Genomic DNA, 21,466 nt, shown 5'->3' with positions numbered 1-21,466 from the left:
TTTAATACTTAATTCACCACAAAACCTGGTGGTCAATTTGCTCCGGAATTAGGTGGTCAGTTTGCTCCGGAACGGGTGGTCAATTTACTCCGGAATTAGGTGGTCAAATTGACCGGTTTTTCCAGAGAGCAATTGAAAACACCTGGCGAAAATAGTTTTGAAAAATTGAGAAGAATTAATAATTATACTTTTATCGAACTCTAATTAATTTTATATGGCAAATTATATCTTTGGAAAGGTCAAAAGAAAGCAAAATATGTTTCGCGTTATTGAGACAGAAACTGAAGTTTACAATACTGAACAGCTAACCTTAAATGGCATTGACTATAATCCAGCAACTCTAATTGAGAATGAAGAACTATACCAACTTACAAGTTTTTCAACCTCTGACTTTATTTTAGATTTTCTTAAACACGAGTTAGCCACAGTGAACCAGAATCAAATAACAAAACCAGATTTAAAAAAGTTATCATTTATCTGTACAGTGCAAGACAACCTCTATTTTTTTCAAATTATAAATTCAAGTTTTTATATCAGTAAAAAATGGTTCTCAATTGAAGAATTAACTTTAGAAACCGAAAAACCAATTATAACTATTAATCCTTTTGCGGATGCTATATACGATAAGAATAGTGATATACTATATTTTAAAAAATTAACTGCTGCGCAAAAAATATTTAAAGGAATGGATCAATTATATAAAGAAGCAACAGAAGGAGAGACACAAACATTTTTGAATAGTGACTTTCTTGATGTGAGAGTTGATTTCGTTGCTAAGAATGTTACAATTCCCAACAGAAAACGTATTGCATTAGTAAATGAGACTTTAAATAATTTATCCAATGAGGAAAAACTAGCAATTTATGACTACACGAATGAATATGGGCAAGTATCATTTCAGGATGGTAAATTTAAAATCGAAAGCGATGATGATTTGAAATTTGTTCTTTGGGGAATTGAGCAAAGGTTTTACACTACACATATTGGTGGTGAAAAGAGAGTAGCTAATTCCATTATCAGTATTTAATTATCGCTGGTAGGATCGGTTTAGAAATAGTATTGTTTTAACTCTGTTGCAATTAACGACTTTTACTTTAAAATAAGTGTGTTAAGTTTGTATTTATTGAAATGGTGGAGGTAGATTGGAATCCCAATGCTCTCATTTAAACGCTACGCAAATGGTACTTACCATGCTTATTTTTATTGCTTCGGTAAATACAAAACTTTAAGCAATTTTTTAAATTACTGAAACTACACAAAATCGATGTGGGCTTGTGACTTTAAATACAAATACTTCTTCATAAATTAAAATCTGTCCTTGTTTGTTAGAAATTATTTCAATAAAATATGATAGTCTGGAAATTTTCTATCTTTTTCAATAATTTGATTCTTTAGAATATTAGCAATCGAATAAATTAGCAAGACTCATGTGGTACTCATCACAATTTCTGCTTAAGGTATGTGGATATTCCGCTACAAAGGTCTCCACGATTCCGCTACAAAGTGGTTCTTCGTCAATTTTGGTGAAAGGATAAAGCCAAGTTCGTTGTCAAAAGGGATTGTTAATACTCAAATAGTTGATAATTTCAGTTTTAATTTTTATGCTAACAATCTATTAAAAAATTACGCTTCTGTTAATAATGCCTTGACTATCTCCATATCTGAGCAGACAAGTCACAGGCTAGTTTAATCGACTATAAAAATGGCGTTGCCAAATTCGATTCAGATCACCAAAATTGACGAAGAACCACTTTGCTCCGGAATACCCAGATCAACCAAAACTTTTTCTTTTAAGTATTTACTTTAATTATTCTCAGACTCAAAAGAATCAAGTCAGAAATAGACTTCCTTTTAAGGACAAGTACTGTTGCTATTTAAATTTCAAACATTTTTGCATTTAAATTACTTTTTATGAATTTTTAAAGAGTAAAACTATGGAGAAAGATATTGACTACAGTAATTCAAAGTTGACCCCCGAAAAAGCTTTACAAATGCTTCGATCTGAGGGGTTAGATGTTACTATTGAACAGGCAGAGGAAATCTTGTATTTCTTAAGAATAATTGCTAATATCGCTGTGTTGAAACATTTAAATAAAACAAAATGAGCAAGATAGCGGATTTATACATCAGAGTAAGTACTGACGAGCAGGCAGAGAAAGGCTTCTCCCAGCGTAATCAGGAAGAAATGCTAAGGAAATATTGCAGCATAAACCAAATACAGATACGTAATGTAATTTATGAAGATCATTCAGCAAAGACTTTTAACAGGCCTCAATGGAAAAAATTCCTAGCTGATGTGAAGAAATATAAAAATAAAATTAATCTGGTTCTTTTTATGAAGTGGGACAGGTTCAGCCGTAATGCAGGTGATGCTTACCAAATGATCAATGTTTTAAGAAAACTGGGTGTAGAGCCGCAGGCTATAGAACAGCCACTTGACCTGAGTGTTCCGGAAAACAAAATGATGTTGGCTTTTTATCTGGCTGCGCCTGAGGTTGAAAATGACCGAAGAGCACTAAATACCTTTCAGGGGCTTAGACGTGGCAAGAAGGAGGGAAGGCATATGGGAATGGCTCCTTATGGATACGCCAATAAAATAACAGAGGATGGGAAAAAGTATATCGCCATTGTACCGGATAAAGCTGTAAAGGTTATTTGGATCTTTGAACAGATTGCTAAAAATATTTTCAGTACTGAATCTATTTATCAAATGGCGAAAGAGAAAGGCTTTGCTATCTCTAAGAATAACTTATGGCTTATCATAAGGAATCCTCTTTATTGCGGAAAGATAGTTGTTCCTAAGTATAGAGATGAAGAGGAGAGATGGGTCAATGGACAGCACGAGCCAATTATCAGTGAGGGGTTATTTTATCGGGTTCAAGACGTTCTTGATAGTAAAGCAAGAACCTACCGGCCAAAAATTAAAACTATTGAGAATTTTCCTTTGCGCGGTTTTTTTCTCTGCCCAAAATGCGGTCAGAAGTTAACAGGAAGTAAATGTAAAGGAAGGAATAAATATTACTACTATTATCACTGTGATAAAGTATGTAAATGGAGAGTGAATTCTGAAATAGCTAACAAGATTTTTAAAGAACATTTAAATAAATTTAAACCTTTAGAGGAAGTTAAGAAGCTATATACCGCGGTTCTGCTTGAAGGTTATAGAGAGCATACTGGAGTAATAGCCGGTGAAAAAAAGAAGTCCCTCGAGCAGATTGCAGTTTATGAAAAGAAATTATCTGTGGCCAGAAATTTATTAGTTACCGAGAAAATCGATGCTGAAGATTACAATCTTATGAAAATTGAGTACAATGCAATTATCAGTAAGTTGGAAAAAGGCATTGGAAATGTAGAGGACGACAGGGCGAGTATAGAGCATTTAACGACGACTGGATTGGAAAACCTTTTAAAGCTAGGTGAAGCCTTTGATGGTGGGACTTTAGCTGATTCTAGAGAATTAATTGGTTTAATTTTTCCCGAAAATTTCACATTTGAAGAAAAGAAAATCCGCACCGCCCGAGTCAATGAAATGGTCAACTGTATCTATCTGGTAAACAATAGATTACGGGCAAAAAAAAACGGGACAAAAGATGATATTTTTCTTTTGTCCCGAGTAGTGACCTCGACTGGATTCAAACCAGTAACCTCTTGAGCCGTAATCAAGTGCGCTATTCAGTTGCGCCACGAGGCCAGTTTTTTTCATTAAGCTAATTTTCGTAGCTTTGATGAACGCTGTTTGCGGGTGCAAAGATAGAGATAAATGTGAGATAAACAAGGGAAAAATAACATAAAAATAAAAAAAAATGCAGATTAAAAATTATATACGTGATATTCAGGACTTTCCTAAAGAAGGAATTTTGTTTAAAGATATCACCCCGCTCTTAAATGACCCGATTGCGAGAAAAGAATGCCTGTCTATTTTAGTGGCCTCTTTAAACGGCCAGCGTATTGATAAGGTAATAGGAGCAGAAAGCCGCGGTTTTTTCTTCGGGATGTTACTGGCTCAGGAATTAAATGCGGGTTTTGTCCCGGCGCGTAAACCTAAAAAGCTTCCGTTTACTACTATTTCGGCTTCTTATGATTTGGAATACGGTACTGATGCACTGGAGATACATGCAGATGCGATTCAAAAAGGAGACAGGGTTTTGATTCACGATGATGTTCTGGCTACAGGAGGAACGGCAAAAGCGCTGGCAGAATTAGTACAGAAACTTGGTGGCGAAATTATTCAGTTTAATTTTCTGATGGAGCTTTCTTTTTTAAACGGAAGAAATAAAATTGAAGGTCATCCCATTTTTGCCGCGATAACTTATTAAATTTACTTTTTCAAAACCGCTTAACTAAACGCCACAATGAGATACTTTCTTTTAGCTTCACTTCTGTTATTATTTTCGTGTACGGATAAAAAAACTTCAGTTCCAAAAAAATCAAATAATAGTACGGGTGTTACTTCTGAAAATATTGCTGTGATTCCCGAAGAAGTAAATGTTTTTAGTGCCATACGGCCCGATGAAAGACTCAATAAAGGCGAGCAGTACGCTGATCAAGTTGAATATGTAGATTATGATGCGAACGGCGACTATGCTTTATTTACCATAAAAAAAGGAAATGAAGTGGTGGCACTGCAGACTAATTTTGAAGGTTCTGATCAGTTCAACAGAGGTGACATCCTAAAAATTACCTGGAAAATGGATTCTACTTATATAGCAGGTGAGGGAGAAAAACTTGATTTTACCGAGTGGCTTATAAACGCTGAAAAAGTAAAAAACGGAAAAGTTAGTTTATTTAAGAAAAAATACACCAAACCCATTAAGTTTTATTGGGCAGAAGACGAGGAATATACTAAGGATTTCAAGGATTATCTCTACACTCAGGTAGAATATTATTTAGCCAATTCTAAAAAAGACCTTGTAAAAGTACACCTGCAGAATCCTGATACACAGTTCGTCTATTCGATAGAAGACCGTCAAAAGGACGGACGTTCCTACACGGTTTTAGGAATTTCCAACGAATTCGAAAATCGTACCAGTATCATCCAGTGGCTGTATCTGGACAGCGAAAACAGGAAATTATATGAATATGATTTACCGAATGACAAATTGATTGAATTCAGATAAACAGGGCCTTATACCAGGACAATTTTATGTTTAATGGCATATAAAACCAAACCGATACGGGTTTTGATTTCGAGTTTATCGAACAGACACTCCCTGTAGCCATCAATTGTTTTAGGGCTCAGGCACATTTCAGAGGCGATTTCCTTATAGGTTTTCTCGCTGCAGGCATGTCGTATGAAAACGATTTCTTTTTCTTTTAAGCTGATTTTTTTAGAATCGTCATTCGCTTTTTTGACCAGCATTCCGGAAACCAATTCGGTGAAGTAAAAGCCTTTTTCAATGACACAGCACATGGCTTCTTTGAATATTTCGGGCGAAGTGTCTTTCAGCAGGTAGCCTTTGGCGCCATTGGTAATCATCCTGATAATGATTTCTTCATCGTCATTTACAGACAGTGCGATAACTTTTAGGGAAGGCCTGTTTTCTTTGATCCATTTCATTGTTTCAACACCATCCAACACAGGCATATTTACATCCAGTAAAATTAAATCGACTTCTGAATCGGCGTTTTCCTGAAGATAATTTATAAAAACTTTACCATTTTCGAAGCGGTTGACCACTTCAAATTCTTTAAAATTATTGATCAGGAGCTGTAAGGACTGGGAGAATAGCAAGTGATCGTCAACAATAATAATTTTATTCTTCGCTATTGTTTTCATCGGGTGGGGTTAATGGATATTCTAATACTATACTTGTTCCGGATTGGTTTGATTCGATAATTAGTGTGGCACCAATTAGTTTAGCTCTCAATTTCATGTTGTTTAATCCTATACCGGAATTGATTTTTTTGGTATCGTAACCAATTCCGAAATCCTTCATTTTCAATTGAAAAAGCGTTGTGGTCGTTGTAATATTCACCTCATATAAATCACTGTGTGAATGTTTTAGACTATTGTGCAGGGCTTCCTGAAAAATTCGGTAGATAAACAAATCATGGCCTTCGTTAATCTTTGGTATTTCTCCTTTAAAATTATAAGCATACTGTATATGTTTTAGCTTTCTGATACGTTCCAGATCTTGTTTTATGGCTTCTATAAAATTGGTTTCCAGTAAGTTGTCTTTGTTTATTATTCGGGATAAAATTCTGATTTCATCCAGTGACTTGGCTAAGACGTCTTTGAGATCGGTGAGTTCCTTGCTTTTAACGGGCTGACCGTTCTGTATGTACATATTGAGCTGCATAATGCCCACGGACACAATCTGGCCAATATTGTCATGCAGTTCCTTGCTTATTTCAGAAAGGGTCTGATCTTTAATTTCAATTCGGGTCTTGACCAATTCCGACTGGAAATACATTTCAGATTCCATTTTTTCCACCAGATAGTTGTTCTTTTTTTTCAGGAAATAAAAAAAAATGACAAGCAGCGTAACCAGTAAAGTAAAAAATACGATACCTAACGAAATAACTAATAATTGTATTTCTTTTCGCTCCATACAAATCCGATTATGTAACAACTATGTGCTAAAAAATTTAAAATAAACAGGACGAGACTAAATATAGACTCATCTTGTTTAATTAAGAACCACTTTATGGCGAGCATAAAGGGCAGAACGGGAACATGAAAAACAAGTATGCCCAGGATATACCAGAAAAATACCGATTTTTTAAAATTTAATATTTTGTTTGAATTGAAAATCTCTACCAGATACAGGCAGGAAAGCATCATAACGACTATAACTCCTACTGCAAAACTGTACGTAAACGAATGATTGATGTCTTTTCTGAAATATAAAATATTTAAAAAAAGAGAAATTAAAAATAAAATTAAAAATAGTACAGCCGAAATTCTGTTGGTTTGTTTTTGTAATAGACTTCGAAGTAATAGTATATAGGCGGAAAAACTGACGAACATGTAAAAATTATAAACATAATAATTCAACAGGCCCGTCCATTGTGTAAAGAAATACCCAACTATTTCAGTTAATACTGAAAACCAGATTAAAAGTACTAAAAATTTAGCTTTATTACCAGGAAGTTTATGCAGGGAAATCAATCCGATGATTCCGGATAATAAAGCCAGACAGACGATATACGATCTTAAAAATTCAAACATAATGTGTATTTAGTATATAATGCTAGGCGGTCTGCCTATGTTGCCATAATTCATTGGGTCCAGGCTCTCGATATCGGCAGATGAATCTTCTTTTGCCATTACAAAACTTTGTATCTGATTGGAAGCTTCTGCTGCTGATGCTGCCTTTTTTCCTGTTGCAGCCAAAAATAAAGTGGTTAAGCCGGCTTTTTCACCATGTTTTTCATCATCCGGATATACGCCGAAATAAAAGCGGATTCCGTCCACTTCATATCCTGTATCGGCTCCATGGGTTTTGATATAATTTATATAGCTTTCTAAAGCTTCCAGTGAATACCATATGGCATTTGCATCTTCTCTTTTAGTTGATTTGTGAATTAGCTTTGATCTTTTATGAGTGTAATTCAAATTCAGCTCTTTGGCGAATTCTTTTGTAATCAACTGGCTTGGTTTTTCGCAAAGGTTTTTCATGATTTTTTTTAGTTTAAAAAATATTGGTTAAAATTTATTAGTGGTTTTGAAAATGATTCTGACAAAATTATTTTAAATGAAAAAGCTGTACAAGGGTATAATCACCCTTTTTTTATAAGTAAAATTATTAAAAAAATTGGGTCAAAATGCTGTTATTTAGCAATTTATAAAAATATAATTTTACAGGGTTCAATTTTATTGACAAAGGAGACGGGCTGAACTTTAGAAATACACCTGTAAAAGTGTAAAGCTTTGAATTGTTAAATTATGCCGTAACAAACTCTTCAGGATGAGCTGCCTGGAAGTTCCGGAGCAATAAAAATTCTTTAAAAAAGTGGAAGGGAACTGATTTTTTGATTTTAAAAGCCTTCCTAAACGTATACTAAAACAAAAGGTTATGAAAACTTTAAAATCGGGAGTAAAATCAAGTGAGGTGTATTACCTGAACGAATTACTCGTAAAACTTAATTACAGTGTTGTAGTTTCTGATTATTTCGGGGTTGAAACCGATAAGGCTGTGAAGGATTTTCAGCTTAAAAACAATCTGGTGGTAGATGGTATCGTCGGGCTCAAAACCTGGTCGGCGCTTATAGAGAAAAGTAAAGATAAGTTTTCATCGAATACTAAATTGCTTTCAGAACAAAACCTGATTGATTTTGCCAACAACCATAATATGGAACTGGCTGTCGTCAAGGCTGTTAATCTCGTCGAAAGTAACGGAAAAGGGTTTCTTTTAGACGGAAGACCGAAAATTTTATTTGAAGGTCATGTTTTTTGGAGAGAACTCGAAAAAAGAAATATCAACTGCGAAACTTATGTGAATGCCAACACGGCAAATATTCTCTATAAAAAATATACCCGAAAATATTACGTGGGCGGTGCAGGGGAATACGACAGACTCGAAAAGGCTATTAATTTAAACCCGGACAAAAAATTCAGGGATGCGGCAAATTGTGCTGCTTCATGGGGACTTTTCCAGATTATGGGATTCAACGCAGTTTCAATTGGTTACAAGGACATTGACGAATTTGTGCAGAAAATGAACCTGAATGAAGGAGAACACCTGAAAGCTTTTGGATTATTCCTCCAGAAAAATAATCTGATCACCACCCTAAGAAATAAAAAGTGGGCAGAATTTGCCCTGAAATATAATGGTGAAGGTTATAAAAACAATAAATACGATGAAAAACTGAAAAATGCTTATACGAAATTTGCGCCCTGACAAAGTTTTCAGTCACAGTTTTCAGTCACAGTTTTCAGTTTGCAGTCCCAGTTTGCAGTCCCAGTCCAATCTCAGAACACAATAAAAAATTAAACCCGACAGGTTTTTTAAAACCTGTCGGGTTTATAACTCATAACTCATAACTCATAACTCATAACTACCTTAAGCTCGCACCAAGTTCAGTCTCAAAAGATTGCTGCAGTTTTGACATGATTTTATCAATTTGAGCATCGGTTAATGTTTTTGTATTGTCCTGAATCGTAAAACTCAAAGCGTATGATTTTTTTCCTTCCGGAAGGTTCTTGCCTTCATATACATCAAACAGGTTGACATCTTTTAAAAGTGCTTTTTCTGTTTGTTTGGCCAGATTATAAATACTTTCGTAAGTAGTGGTCTGATCAATCAGCAAAGCCAAATCCCTGCGGACTTCCGGATATTTTGGAATTTCGTTGTATTTAATTTTTCCCGAGATGATTTTTAAAACCAGATCCCAGTTAAAATCAGCAAAATAAACATCTTGTTTGATTCCGAAATGCTTTAGTATTGATTTTTTAACGACACCCATTTCAACCAAAGTATCATTGTTGTAGCAAATGGATGTTCCTTCTGAGAAAATATCCGATTGTACGGGAGCATTTGATATTTTATCAATTCCTAAACGCGCCAAAATAGCTTTTACATATCCTTTTAATAAAAAGAAATCAGTTGGTTTTTGCGGACTCGTCCAGCTTTCCTTGTTTCGGTCTCCTGAAACCGATAAGGTCAGGTGTTTGTGCTCTTCGAAACCGTTCAGGTATTTGTGGTAGGTTTTTCCAAATTCAAACAATTTCAAATCAGAATTTCTTCTGTTGATATTATAGGAAACCGCTTCCAGTGCAGAGAATAACAAAGACTGGCGCATCGTTGCCAAATCACCGCTTAGGGGGTTCAGCATCGTTACATTATGTTCTTCCTTTAAAACGGTAGATAGTTTTGCATAAGCCGCCGTTGTTAAGGAATTCGCCATCATTTCATGAAAACCTTGTGAGTTTAACTGTGACGCAATGATATTCTGTACTTTATAATCTTCGGTTCTTGGGGAGTTGGCAACAGTAGCATTAAACTTTTTGGAGAATTCAATGTTGTTGTATCCGTAAACTCTTAAAATCTCTTCAATCACATCAATTTCGCGTTGCACATCAACACGGTAAGCCGGAATTGTTAATCCAAGACCAGACTCAGAAACACTGTTTACTTTAATGTCTAAAGAAACCAGTATTTTCTTTATGGTATCTTTTGGAATTTCCTGTCCGATGATTTTCGAAACATGGCTGAAATGCAGTAAAACAGAAAAATCTTCTACTTTTTTAGGATAAACTTCTACCACATCAGAAGTAATTTTTCCACCGGCTACTTCCTGAATCAAAAGTGCAGCACGCTTTAAGGCATATTCGGTAATCGTCGGATCAATTCCTCTTTCAAACCTAAAAGAAGCATCTGTATTTAACTGATGTCTTTTGGCCGTTTTACGAACGCTCACGGCATCAAAATAAGCACTTTCAAGGAAAATGGCTGTAGTTCCTTCAGAAACTCCTGATTTTTTTCCGCCAAAAACACCGGCAATACAAAGAGGGCCTTTTTCGTCGCAAATCATAAGATCTTCCGCATGCAAGGTTCTTTCAACATCGTCCAGAGTCGTGAATTTTGTGCCTTCCGGTAGTGTTTTTACAATGATTTTTCCGTTGATTTTTGCAGCATCAAAAGCGTGCAAAGGCTGTCCTAATTCATGCAAAACATAATTAGTAACGTCAACAATATTATTTTTCGGGGTTAAACCGATGGCTTTCAGACGATCCTGTAACCAGGCCGGGGATTCTCCAACAGAAATCCCTGAAATAGTCAGACCACAGTATCTTGGTGCTAAAGCTGGTTCTTCTACAGAAACATCAATTTTTAAAGTACGCATCTCTACCCTGAAATTGCTTACCGATGGTGTAATTAATTCGATGTTCACACCACGTTGCAGCATTCCGGCTCTAAGATCACGGGCAGTACCGTAATGGCTCATGGCATCGGCACGGTTAGGCGTCAGTCCGATTTCGAAAACTTCATCACTCACAATATCAAAAACTTTTGAAGCAGGAGTTCCCGGTTCTAAGTTTTCGTCTAAAATCATAATTCCGTCATGGCTTGTACCAAGACCCAATTCGTCTTCGGCACAAATCATTCCGTGACTTTCCTGTCCGCGGATTTTTCCTTTTTTAATGGTAAATTCTCCACCTTCTTTGTCATATAAAACGGTTCCGATGGTAGCCACCGGTACTTTTTGACCTGCAGCAACATTGGCAGCGCCACAAACAATTTGTATAGGGGCTTCCTGTCCGATATTAACGGTTGTAATGTTTAATCTGTCGGCGTCAGGGTGTTTTTCACAAGTCAGTACGTGTCCTACAACAACTCCTTCCAAACCGCCTTTTACTGATTCATATTTCTCAACAACTTCAACTTCCAGACCTAGATCGGTCAGTAATTCTGAAGTTTGTTCAGATGTCCAGTCTGTTTTAATGAATTGTTTTAACCAGTTGTAAGATATTTTCATGTTAACTTTTTTGTTCTTGAATAAGGATACAAATATAAGGATTGCGTATTGGAGAAAGAAACAATTTATTTGCTTTTTTCTAACTGTTTCTATTTTTGTACAGAAGTCTGTAATAATGAGTAATTTGTCCTTTTAACAGGACAATTCATTAAATTAATTCTTCCACGTGTTTTTTAATGTTTTCCGAAATCTTTTTGATAGGCAAATCGTTTTCATCATCACCAAACGGATCTTCAATTTCTTCTGCAATTAGTTCTAAACTGGCCAATACATAAAAGATAAAAACGACCACTGGTGCTACGTAATATCCCAAACTTAAAGAATAACCAAAAGGCAGGGTCATAATGTAAAAAAAGATAAATTTTTTAATGAAAGCACTGTAAGAGTAGGGAATAGGCGTATTTTTAATTCTTTCGCAGGCTCCGCAAATATCGGTAAAGGCAACCAGTTCCGCATTTAAAACAATCAGCTGATCGCCGGTTATTTTTTTAGATTCATACAAATCATTGATTTTATGCGACATCATGCGTTTGACCTAATTGGGTTTGTGTTTATGATGATCCAGTTCTAAATCTACATCGTCAAAAAGCTGCTTTGCCGTTTCGGAATTATTTAAATGTTTATATAAAACGGAAGCGTAGGCGGGAATGAATTTCCTGAAGAATTTACGATCATTTTCATCTTTTAACATGCACGAAAGCTTGATGGCAAAATTACGGCTGTTGTTGACTAATGCTCCCCATAATTTCCGGGCTTCCCACCAGCGGTCGTACGCAGTATTGGTTCTGAATACTAATAGTAAGGAAATGACAAAACCTAATATTCCATGCATCATCGGAATATTTTTGATGTAATGGTTTTCATCGATTCCTAAATAAACGACTTCAAAATAACCAACTACTGCAGCGTAAATTCCAATGGCAAACATGACCGGAAAAAGCTGTCTTACCGTATCTGATTTGTGAAAGTGAAAAATAAAAGAAAACCAGTCTTTCGTATTGTATGAGATCATTTAAATTTGTTTTGAAAACAAAAATAACTTAAAAATTGATATTTCCCGCCAATTCTTTTAAGGCAATTTCAGATAATTTTGCTTCATATTGTGCATTGCTGTAACGTACTTTTGCATTTACATAATTCAGCTGGGCAGTTCTGAAATCTATGGTTGTGATGGTTCCGATTTTGAATTTATCTAAGGTGATTTGAAGATTTTGTCTGGCAATTGCCTCATTGTCTTCTTCTAAATCAATTAGCTCTAAATTGGTTAAATAAGTCTGAAAAGCAATGCTTAACTGTGAATTTAAAATCATGTTTTGCTGCTCGATGGCAATTTGTGAATTCTCAATTTGCAGTTTCGCAATCTTTTCATTTCGATGCTGATTGAAACCGTCAAAAATATTTAAAGTAGCATTAAAACCGTAGTTGAGACCTCGTGCTGACGTGGCACTGGTAAAACCCAGACTTGATTCACTTTCAGCAAAATTATAACCTGAAGTCAGTCTCACAACGGGATAACGATCTGCTTTAACTTGTTTCAACTGTAATTCTGCCACGCGTTTGTTGATGATTTGCGTTTCCAGGGCCGGATTTTGTTTTTGTGCCAAATCTATTAAATCGGCCAGGACTAATTTACTATCAACCGTTACCTGATCTGTTACTTTGAAATCTATCTTCGGATCACGGGCCAGATATTGGTTCAACAGGATTTTGGCATTGGCATAAGATTCTTTTTGTCTGAGCAATGCCACCTGATCTGAATTTAAATCTACCTGAGCATTTAAAACTTCCAGTTTCGATGCCTTACCAATAGTGAAGCGATTTTTTGCAAGTGTAAGCCTTTGATTCGAAATGACAATAGTAGTGTCTAATGCCGCCAATTGCTGTTGTTGCTGAAATAGGTCGTAATAAGCAGAATTAACCTGCCCAATTTTAGCCAGAATGATTCTTTTCAGCTCCGAATCGCCTAATTTCTGAAGTTCCTTTAACTGATCATGTCTGGCGAACATTTTCATTCCGTCAAAAATAGTCCAGCCAATACTTACCCCGTAATTTAAGCTATTGTTTTTAGCGTTGTCTAAAGAAGTAGAAGTTCCGTCCTGACGGGTTTGTTTCGAATTCTGAATGCTGTTGTTATCGGTCACCGAAGCGGTTGCGACAGGCAGCATTCCGGCATTTCCAATCGTTACATTGGTTTCGTTTATTCTTGAATTGTTTTTGGCAATTTTGATTTCAAAATTATTTTCCAAAGCTATTTTCATAGCATCTTCAATAGTTAGTACTTCCTGCGCCTGCATTTTCGCGAAGCAGAAGAAGCATAAAAAGAGGCTGCTGAATAAAATCTTAATGTTCATATTTGTTTTTCTTATGACAGGAATTCATCAATTAAAATCAAGGAATTACGGACTGCTGTATTATTTACTTTCTTTTTCGTATTCTTCGATATGATCAAATTCCGGATAATGTTTTCGGGCTTTGGACCACATCAGATAAATCGCCGGAATTACAAAAAGGGTTAAGGCTAAAGAGAATATAGTTCCTCCGACAATAACAACTCCCATTCCGATTCTGCTCGTAGAAGCAGCACCAAGCGACATTGCGATTGGCAAAGCTCCCAAAGCAATGGCTAAACTGGTCATCAAAATCGGACGTAAACGCGCTTCCGAAGCTTCTAAAATAGCTTCCATTTTAGGTTTTCCCTGTTCTCTTAACTGATTCGCAAACTCTACAATCAGGATACCATTTTTCGTCACCAGTCCGATAAGCATAACTGTCCCGATCTGGCTGAAAATATTCCACGTCTGATTGAACAACCATAACGAGAGTAAAGCTCCGGCAACCGCCATCGGTACCGTTAAGATAATAATAAACGGATCTATAAAACTTTCAAACTGAGCGGCAAGAATTAAAAATATAAGCAATAAAGCCAATCCGAAAGCAAAAGAGGTATTCGAACTGCTTTCCACAAAATCCCGTGATTCACCACTCAAATCTGTTGTAAAACTTTCATCCAGCACCTTGGCTTTAATCTGATTCATGGCTTCGATTCCGTCACTGATGCTTTTGCCCGGTGCTAAACCTGCCGAAACAGTGGCTGACATATAACGATTGTTGTGATACAATTGAGGAGGATTACTTTGTTCCTCTATATTTACCACGTTATCCATCTGGATTAATTCGCCATTTTTATTTTTAACAAACATGGAAGTTAAATCCAAAGGTTTAGAACGGTCCTTCTGATCAAACTGACCGATCACCTGGTATTGTTTTCCGTTTTTAATGAAATATCCGAAACGCTGTCCGCTTAAGGAAAGCTGCAAAGTCTGGGCAATATCCAGAATAGAAATTCCTAAGCTTTCGGCTTTGGCACGATCGATACTAACGTTGATTTCCGGCTTATTGAATTTCAGGTTGACATCGGTAACCGAGAATACATCGCTTTTACCCACTTCCTCCATAAAGAGCGGAATTTTTTCTCTTAGTTTTTCAAAAGTAGGGGCCTGGATAATGTACTGAATCGGTAGACCGCCACGTCTGTTTACCGCAATGGTAGGCTGCTGAATGACAGAGGTTTTTGCATCCGGGTATTTTTTGGTCCATTTGGTTAATTTATCTGCAATATCTTTTTGGGATGCCTTTCTTTCGTCCGGTTCTTTTAAAGACAGCCTGATGAAACCCGAATTGGTGGCAGATCCTCCGGAACCTCCCGCGGTAATGACTAAACTTACTTTTTTATCGGTAATAGAATCATCAACCAATTTTGATATTTCCTGCATAAAACGATTGGTATATTCATAAGAAGAACCTTCAGGAGTAGTCATACGCATCGTTACCGAACTACGGTCATCGTAAGGAGCCGTTTCTTTTGGAAGTATGGTGAAAAACAAATAAATCAATCCGAAACAGGCAATCAGAATAGGAAAACTGATCCATTTTTTTGCCATAAAACGATTTAAGGCATCTGCATAACCGCTGTTTAATTTTTCGAAAAATGGCTCGGTTTTAATGTAAAACTTCGATTTTTTCTGTTCACCGCCTTTCATCAGATAGGCATTCAGCATAGGCGTTAAAGTCAGCGATACAAAGGCAGAGATCAATACTGCTGCGCCAATGACCACACCAAATTCCCGGAACAGCCTTCCTACGAAACCTTCTAAGAAAATTACCGGCAAAAACACTGCTGCCAAAGTCACCGAAATCGAAATTACGGCATAAAATATTTCGTTAGACCCTTTAATTGCGGCCTCAATTGGCGACATGCCTTCTTCTACTTTCTTGAATATATTTTCGGTAACAACAATTCCATCATCGACTACCAGTCCCGTAGCCAAAACAATAGCCAAAAGCGTCAGTACATTGATGGAAAATCCGAAAAGCCACATGACAAAAAAGGTTGCAATTAACGATACAGGAATATCAATCAACGGTCTGAAAGCGATGGCCCAGTCCCGGAAGAACAAATAAATAATGATGATTACCAGAATAATAGAAATTCCGAGGGTTTCTGCTACTTCAAGTACCGATTTTTTAACGAAAAGCGTATTGTCAAGCGCAATATTAAGCTTAATGTCTTTGGGTAAATCCTTTTTTAAGGCTTCGTATTTTTTATAAAATTCAGATGAAATATCCAGATAATTCGCGCCGGGCATGGGTACAATAGCCAGACCAATCATAGGAAGTCCGGACGATGTCAGGGAAGTCTCGATATTTTCAGGCCCTAATTCCGCACCTCCAATATCACTTAGGCGAACGATCTTATCGCCATCTGTACGAATAATGATATTATTAAATTCTTCCGGTTTAGAAAGATTTCCAATGGTTTTTACCGTCAGTTCGGTGTTGTTTCCGGTGAGCTTTCCGGAAGGCAGTTCGACATTTTGTGCATTTAGTGCCGTGCGGACTTCTGCAACAGTACAGCCGTATGCCGCCAGTTTTGCAGGGTCAATCCATAAACGCATCGCGTAACGTTTTTGTCCCCAGATCTGCACACCACTTACACCGGGAATAGTTTCTAATCGTTGTGAAATGACATTTTCGGCATAATCACTTAATTCCAAAGAGCTGCGCGTATCACTCTGAACGGTCATCGAAATAATAGATTCACTATCGGCATCGGCCTTTGAAACTACCGGCGGCGCATCAATATCCTGCGGTAAATTCCTAACGGCTTGTGAAACCTTATCACGTACATCATTCGCAGCTTCTTCTAAATCTTTATCTAAATTAAACTCGATGGTAATGCTGCTGCTTCCCTGATTGCTCGACGACGTTATATTTCGAATTCCGTCGATAGCATTTACTGCTTTTTCTAACGGTTCTGTAATTTGTGATTCAATAATATCGGCATTGGCTCCCGTGTAGTTGGTTCTTATAGAAACCTGTGCAGGGTCAATGGACGGGAATTCCCGAACACCCAAAAAGGTATAACCAATGAAACCGAATAAAATAATCAAAAGGTTCAGTACAATGGTTAAAACAGGCCTTCTTATACTTGTAGTAGATAAACTCATTATGATTTTAGATTTTAGATTGTTGATTTCAGATTTCGGACTGTTACATCAAAAATCAGATTCAAAATCTATAATTATTTTATATTAACTTTTATGGGAGCTTCATTTTTCAACGACATCACACCGCTTGTGATTAGCGTATCACCAGCTTTTAGTCCCGATAAAACCAGAATAGACGCATCGGTTCTTGTTGTGGCATCTACCATAACTTCTTTGGCTTTGCCCATATTGGCGATATATACTTTTTTACCGCTTTGCACGGGAACAATAGCCTGCGAAGGAACTACTATGGCATCTTTAATGATGTTTAAAGGCAGTTTTACATCAGCAAAAGTACCCGGAAAAAGTTTGCCGTCTAAATTATCAGCAATCGCACGAATTTGTAAAGTACGGGTGGCTACAGCTACTTCTGGCTCAATAGCATATATTTTTGCCTTGTACACTTTGTCGGAACCGGATACGGTAAAATCGATAACCGATCCTGATTGTACCTGAGAAGCATATTTTTCAGGAATCGAAAACGTAATTTTCAGTTTTCCTGTGTTGACTAATTTTGCTACCAGAACAGCAGGAGTGATGTAAGTTCCCGGAGAAATAGATCGTAAACCAATTTTTCCGGAGAAAGGGGCTTTTACGGAAGTCTTTGCAATTTGCGCCCTGATCAGCTGGGTTTGTGCCTGCATGGAAGCAAAATCGGCATTTGCAACATCAAATTCCTCCTGACTAATGGCCTCTTTCTGCAGTAATAATTTGGCTCTTCGCTGATTTTCACCCGCCAGACCTTCTTTGGTAACAGCCTGTCTTAATTGTGCTCTTAATTCAATATCATTGACTTTAAAAAGTACCTGTCCCTTGTTTACATTCGTCCCTTCCGTAAAGTAAATTCCTTCTACGATCCCTGAAACTTCACTGTGAATTTCTATTTGCTCATTGGCTTCAATAGAACCTGACAGCGAAAGGTTATTGTCGAATGTTGACGTTTTTACCACTATCCCGGTTACAGTAGTAGGTTTGTCTTTGTCTCCTGATTTTTTGGATTCGTCGTTTTTACTTTTGTTAGAGATGACTCTGTAGGCAATAAATCCTCCGAGACCGATAATCAGAAGGGCGTAAACTAGGTTTTTTACTTTCATAGAATTGAGGTAAATGTATTTTGGTATGTATTTTTAGTAAGTGTACAAATTTAACTTTTTGTACTGAATCACATTGGCGTTAGCTTTTATTTAACATTTGTATGTACAAATCTTTACATTGATTTTAAACTTTTAATAATCAGTATTTTATATTTTCTTAAGATGATTTTTTTGCGGTACTCCGGCTGTTGTAATCACTTTATTAATCTTATTCTTTACTTATTTGATGTCGATAAGTAAGTTTAGACTATCGCACTGGCATTTGGTTTAATGCCTTGTAGTTTATTTTTGGTTTTTTTTAACAAAATTTTCAGAACTGTCTTAGAATTTGTTCTTTTTTGTCTGTTTATACGCACGTAGATTTACTTAGAGAAACTTTTAAAAATAAGTTAATTCCTATTTAAAAATAATTATTTGCATTTTGTCCGATTTTATTTGCACTTTATCGATTTTATTCGTAACATTGATAAGCTTAAACAAAATGATGATTTTTTGTGAGAACAGTAATGTGTTTGGAGGTTAAGCGCTAAAATGTGTAAGTTTTTTATTTGTTTGTCAGTTAAAATTAATGATATACCACATTTATTAATTAACAATTGTTTATGCATTATTCGTGTAACGTACTTAAAACTGCTGTTTATGGCGAAAAAAATACTTTTGGGCTTATGGTTTTCACTTTTGCTCTTCGCAATTTTGTTTTTATTCTGGCAAAACGAATTCAAATACAGTTTGCCGACTCCGATTCCGCAAAACTATCATAAAGTTGCCATGGGTTCCAGAATTGATTTGGGAAAATGCTGGGCCACAAATAATAAACCTGTTTTTATTCATTTTTTCAATCCGGATTGCCCTTGTTCCCGATTCAATATACCTCATGTGAGCGGTTTAATAAAAAAATATGGTGATCGAATCAACTTTAAGATTGTCGTACTTCATAATGATAAAAATTTTACGATTGACGAGATCCAGAAAAAATTTGGTGCAGCCTTACCCGTTTACTTTGATAGCGCCATGGCAAAAAAGTGTGGTGTTTTCTCCACTCCGCAAGCGGTTATAATCGATCCTTCGCAGCACTTATATTACAGAGGAAACTACAATAAAACCAGATATTGCACTAATGCCGACAGTAATTATGCCCAGATGGCTATTGTTTCTTTGTTAGAACAAACCAAGACCCCTTCGTTTGATGCTTTAGCGCTCAGAGCTTATGGATGTTCGTTACCAAAATGCACTAAATAAACCTAACCTTAACCTAAATTACCTAAAATTATGAAAACAAAAGCCAGTTTGAATGAACAAGACTATTTGCACAGTTTTACGTCGACTATGACACAAAAATCGGATACTATTATTAATTATGTTCTGGCCATCTATTTTCTTTTCGGAATTGCATTGGCTTTTAAGTATGATACTTTTGAAATTGGAGTAGGAGTAGGAACGATTAATGTACTATTGTATTATTCGGCTAAATTCTTTGTTAAAAAATCGAATTTTTACCAGTATGTTTTGTCTGTGGTCCTTGCCATTTTTATGGCGCAATATATTTATCAGATGCACGGTTTGTTCGAAATGCATTTCACGGTCTTTATTGCCAGTACGATTTTGATTATCTATCAAAACTGGAAACTCCAAATTCCGCTTACGTTCCTTGTCGTACTTCATCATGCTGCTTTGGCGTATATGCAAAATTTCGTTTACACGGATCCAAAAGGGCTGCAATTGTATTTTTCCCAGGTAAATTTTGATTTTGAAACGCTTATTATTCATGTTGTGCTGGCGGCAGTTGTATTTTTTATGAATGGCTACTGGGCGTATTATTTTAAGGAACACAGTCATAATCATATTTCTAAAATTTCGGATGAGTATGAATTGGAAAATATCAAATTAGCTTCGGCAAAGTACAGTTCCTTATCGGCCAATAACGAGTTTAATGTTTTTGTTTACAGAACGGCGCAGGATTTAAAATTGCCTGTCAATTCTGTATTGAAACTTATTGATGTTTCCAAAGGACATACAGACAATGATAAACTGCTGACTTATCTGGAAATGATGCGGGAAAGTGCCAAGAAAATTGATGATTTGGTGAATGATATCCACGGTAAATCAGCCAACCGGGTTTCGAATTAAGGTTTGGGTTGTATTAGAATACTTTATCAATTATAACTTAAAAGAGATTTTATGTCGAAACATGATTTTGAACTAACCACTGCAGCACTGGATTCGTTAAAAAAATCTTTTGATTTCTTCCTGAAAGATGCGGCCCTGAGTTCCTTTGAGAAAATTGGAGCCGATAATGAGTTCGGAAAAGAAGTGGCAATGATGCCACTTTACCCGATTGGCTGGAAGACGAATTAGAACCTGTTTTTAAGAAAATAAAGGATATACTGACACTATTAAAATAAGCATAATTAGAATAATTTTTAAGAAGCAAAGACCATTTTATGCAGCACTGAAATTGCATATTAATTTTAAAATACAAGATTTATGGATACCAGAATTACCCGCCCGACGCCATCAGACAGAGAAGTTGATTGGAATAAAACCAAAGTGTTATTAAGTAAAACAGATACAAAAGGAACCATTTTGTATGCGAATGAAGCTTTTATCGATGTATCCGGTTATGATGAATTCGAACTGATCGGACACGCTCATAATATTATCCGCCATCCCGATATGCCAAAAGTTATTTTTAAGTTTTTATGGGATAGTATCAAATCTAGCCAGAACATTCATGCTATCATTAAAAACATGTCCAAAACAGGCAGGTACTATTGGGTAATCACAGATTTTAAAATTATCTCAGATACCGATGGAGAAATTGTGGGTTACTTTGGAACCAGAAAATCGGTTCCGGACGAAATCATCGTAAAATTTATAGAACCATTATATAAAAAACTAATCCATATTGAAGAGGCGAGTGGCGTTCATGCTTCTGAAGAGTATCTGATCGGATTTTTAGAAGAACGGAAAAAAACGTATATGGAATACGTTGATCATCTGGTGGCAACAGGAAAAGATGATAAAAACAAAGTAAGTAAAGGTTTTTTTAATGGTTTTTTCGAAAAGAAAAATTCATCTAAAAAATAAATTATAAAAAAAAACTCCATCGTATCAGCTCTAGACAGGAAAAGCCTTTTAGCCCCAAATCTATCAAGCTTACTAATTTAATAGAGACTGTTTTAGACTTAAATAACGAGTGTTTAAGATGATACTTTGGAGTGTTTTTTTTAATTGGATAATTAGATAATTGGATAATTAGATAATTGGATAATTGGATAATGAGATAATGCCGGATGTCTTTTATGAAATGATAGCTTTAGAGAGTTAACTAACTTTTTTATCTGAATTACTCAGAACCTTAGCAGCTCAGCACCTTAAAAACTTTGTCCCTCTGCACCTTATAAA

The 21,466-nt window shown here is 36.1% G+C and carries 18 protein-coding genes, 1 tRNA gene and 1 pseudogene; 10 read left to right on the top strand and 10 right to left on the bottom strand.

What is annotated here, in order from left to right; all coding sequences use genetic code 11:
- The first annotated feature begins 214 nt into the window (after positions 1–214).
- The 3 genes from D0817_RS19520 to D0817_RS19515 all read left to right on the top strand — a co-directional run bounded on the left by D0817_RS19520 (position 215) and on the right by D0817_RS19515 (position 3,652).
- Positions 215–1,027, top strand: a complete 813-nt coding sequence (locus tag D0817_RS19520) for a hypothetical protein (RefSeq protein ID WP_127340040.1) — start codon at positions 215–217, stop codon at positions 1,025–1,027.
- Positions 1,028–1,934: 907 nt separating this feature from the next.
- Complete coding sequence (locus tag D0817_RS25715) at positions 1,935–2,105, top strand: hypothetical protein (RefSeq protein WP_161568446.1); 171 nt, start codon at positions 1,935–1,937, stop codon at positions 2,103–2,105.
- On the top strand, positions 2,102–3,652 hold the full coding sequence (locus tag D0817_RS19515; protein WP_127340039.1) for a recombinase family protein: 1,551 nt from the start codon (positions 2,102–2,104) through the stop codon (positions 3,650–3,652). Before D0817_RS25715 ends, D0817_RS19515 begins: the two co-directional genes overlap by 4 nt.
- On the opposite strand, the gene D0817_RS19510 is transcribed toward D0817_RS19515, so the two are convergent.
- Positions 3,618–3,691 (bottom strand) — tRNA-Arg (locus tag D0817_RS19510). The two genes, D0817_RS19515 and D0817_RS19510, sit on opposite strands and share 35 nt — an antisense overlap.
- A 112-nt stretch (positions 3,692–3,803) precedes the next feature.
- Between D0817_RS19510 and D0817_RS19505 the strand changes: the two genes are divergently transcribed.
- Together D0817_RS19505 and D0817_RS19500 are read left to right on the top strand one after the other, a co-directional pair.
- Positions 3,804–4,316, top strand: coding sequence for an adenine phosphoribosyltransferase (locus D0817_RS19505; protein ID WP_127340038.1), 513 nt, complete (start codon positions 3,804–3,806; stop codon positions 4,314–4,316).
- A gap of 36 nt (positions 4,317–4,352) precedes the next feature.
- Complete coding sequence (locus D0817_RS19500) at positions 4,353–5,117, top strand: hypothetical protein (protein WP_127340037.1); 765 nt, start codon at positions 4,353–4,355, stop codon at positions 5,115–5,117.
- An 8-nt stretch (positions 5,118–5,125) separates the two neighbouring features.
- On the opposite strand, the gene D0817_RS19495 is transcribed toward D0817_RS19500, so the two are convergent.
- The 4 genes from D0817_RS19495 to D0817_RS19480 are packed head-to-tail and all read right to left on the bottom strand — an operon-like array spanning position 5,126 to position 7,621.
- On the bottom strand, positions 5,126–5,776 hold the full coding sequence (locus D0817_RS19495; protein ID WP_127340036.1) for a response regulator transcription factor: 651 nt from the start codon (positions 5,774–5,776) through the stop codon (positions 5,126–5,128).
- A complete protein-coding gene (locus D0817_RS19490; RefSeq protein ID WP_127340035.1) occupies positions 5,754–6,551 on the bottom strand; it encodes a sensor histidine kinase in 798 nt (265 codons plus the stop codon). The genes D0817_RS19495 and D0817_RS19490 overlap by 23 nt, the downstream gene beginning before the upstream one ends.
- Positions 6,524–7,171, bottom strand: a complete 648-nt coding sequence (locus tag D0817_RS19485; RefSeq protein WP_127340034.1) for a hypothetical protein — start codon at positions 7,169–7,171, stop codon at positions 6,524–6,526. The genes D0817_RS19490 and D0817_RS19485 overlap by 28 nt, the downstream gene beginning before the upstream one ends.
- A 9-nt stretch (positions 7,172–7,180) precedes the next feature.
- Entirely contained in the window at positions 7,181–7,621 is a 441-nt protein-coding gene (locus D0817_RS19480; RefSeq protein ID WP_127340033.1) for a hypothetical protein, read from the bottom strand.
- A 397-nt stretch (positions 7,622–8,018) separates the two neighbouring features.
- Here D0817_RS19480 and D0817_RS19475 point away from each other — a divergent pair, with 397 nt between their 5' ends.
- Complete coding sequence (locus D0817_RS19475; RefSeq protein WP_127340032.1) at positions 8,019–8,843, top strand: N-acetylmuramidase domain-containing protein; 825 nt, start codon at positions 8,019–8,021, stop codon at positions 8,841–8,843.
- Between the two features lie 157 nt (positions 8,844–9,000).
- On the opposite strand, the gene pheT is transcribed toward D0817_RS19475, so the two are convergent.
- From pheT to D0817_RS19450, 5 genes and pseudogenes are all read right to left on the bottom strand, one after another.
- Complete coding sequence (pheT, locus tag D0817_RS19470; protein ID WP_127340031.1) at positions 9,001–11,421, bottom strand: phenylalanine--tRNA ligase subunit beta; 2,421 nt, start codon at positions 11,419–11,421, stop codon at positions 9,001–9,003.
- A 148-nt stretch (positions 11,422–11,569) separates the two neighbouring features.
- Positions 11,570–12,433: pseudogene (locus D0817_RS19465) on the bottom strand (bestrophin family protein).
- A gap of 28 nt (positions 12,434–12,461) precedes the next feature.
- Positions 12,462–13,772 carry a TolC family protein gene (locus D0817_RS19460; protein WP_127340030.1) on the bottom strand — a complete coding sequence of 437 codons (1,311 nt, stop codon included), beginning with the start codon at positions 13,770–13,772 and terminating at the stop codon, positions 12,462–12,464.
- 60 nt (positions 13,773–13,832) lie between these two features.
- The gene (locus D0817_RS19455; RefSeq protein ID WP_127340029.1) at positions 13,833–16,928 is read right to left on the bottom strand and encodes an efflux RND transporter permease subunit; all 3,096 of its coding nucleotides are present in this window, start codon (positions 16,926–16,928) and stop codon (positions 13,833–13,835) included.
- Positions 16,929–17,002: 74 nt separating this feature from the next.
- Positions 17,003–18,061 carry an efflux RND transporter periplasmic adaptor subunit gene (locus D0817_RS19450; RefSeq protein WP_127340028.1) on the bottom strand — a complete coding sequence of 353 codons (1,059 nt, stop codon included), beginning with the start codon at positions 18,059–18,061 and terminating at the stop codon, positions 17,003–17,005.
- Positions 18,062–18,700: 639 nt separating this feature from the next.
- Between D0817_RS19450 and D0817_RS19445 the strand changes: the two genes are divergently transcribed.
- From D0817_RS19445 to D0817_RS19435, 4 genes are all read left to right on the top strand, one after another.
- Complete coding sequence (locus D0817_RS19445; RefSeq protein ID WP_127340027.1) at positions 18,701–19,300, top strand: TlpA family protein disulfide reductase; 600 nt, start codon at positions 18,701–18,703, stop codon at positions 19,298–19,300.
- Positions 19,301–19,330: 30 nt separating this feature from the next.
- Positions 19,331–20,188 carry an ATP-binding protein gene (locus tag D0817_RS19440; protein ID WP_127340026.1) on the top strand — a complete coding sequence of 286 codons (858 nt, stop codon included), beginning with the start codon at positions 19,331–19,333 and terminating at the stop codon, positions 20,186–20,188.
- 51 nt (positions 20,189–20,239) lie between these two features.
- A complete protein-coding gene (locus D0817_RS25710; protein ID WP_161568445.1) occupies positions 20,240–20,416 on the top strand; it encodes a hypothetical protein in 177 nt (58 codons plus the stop codon).
- Between the two features lie 129 nt (positions 20,417–20,545).
- On the top strand, positions 20,546–21,148 hold the full coding sequence (locus tag D0817_RS19435) for a PAS domain-containing protein (RefSeq protein ID WP_127340025.1): 603 nt from the start codon (positions 20,546–20,548) through the stop codon (positions 21,146–21,148).
- The last annotated feature ends 318 nt before the right edge of the window (positions 21,149–21,466 follow it).

Source organism: Flavobacterium cupreum (genome assembly GCF_003996965.1).
Lineage (GTDB): Bacteria > Bacteroidota > Bacteroidia > Flavobacteriales > Flavobacteriaceae > Flavobacterium > Flavobacterium cupreum.
Note: the sequence above shows the minus strand (reverse complement) of the source record. Positions and strands in the feature narration are given on the sequence as shown.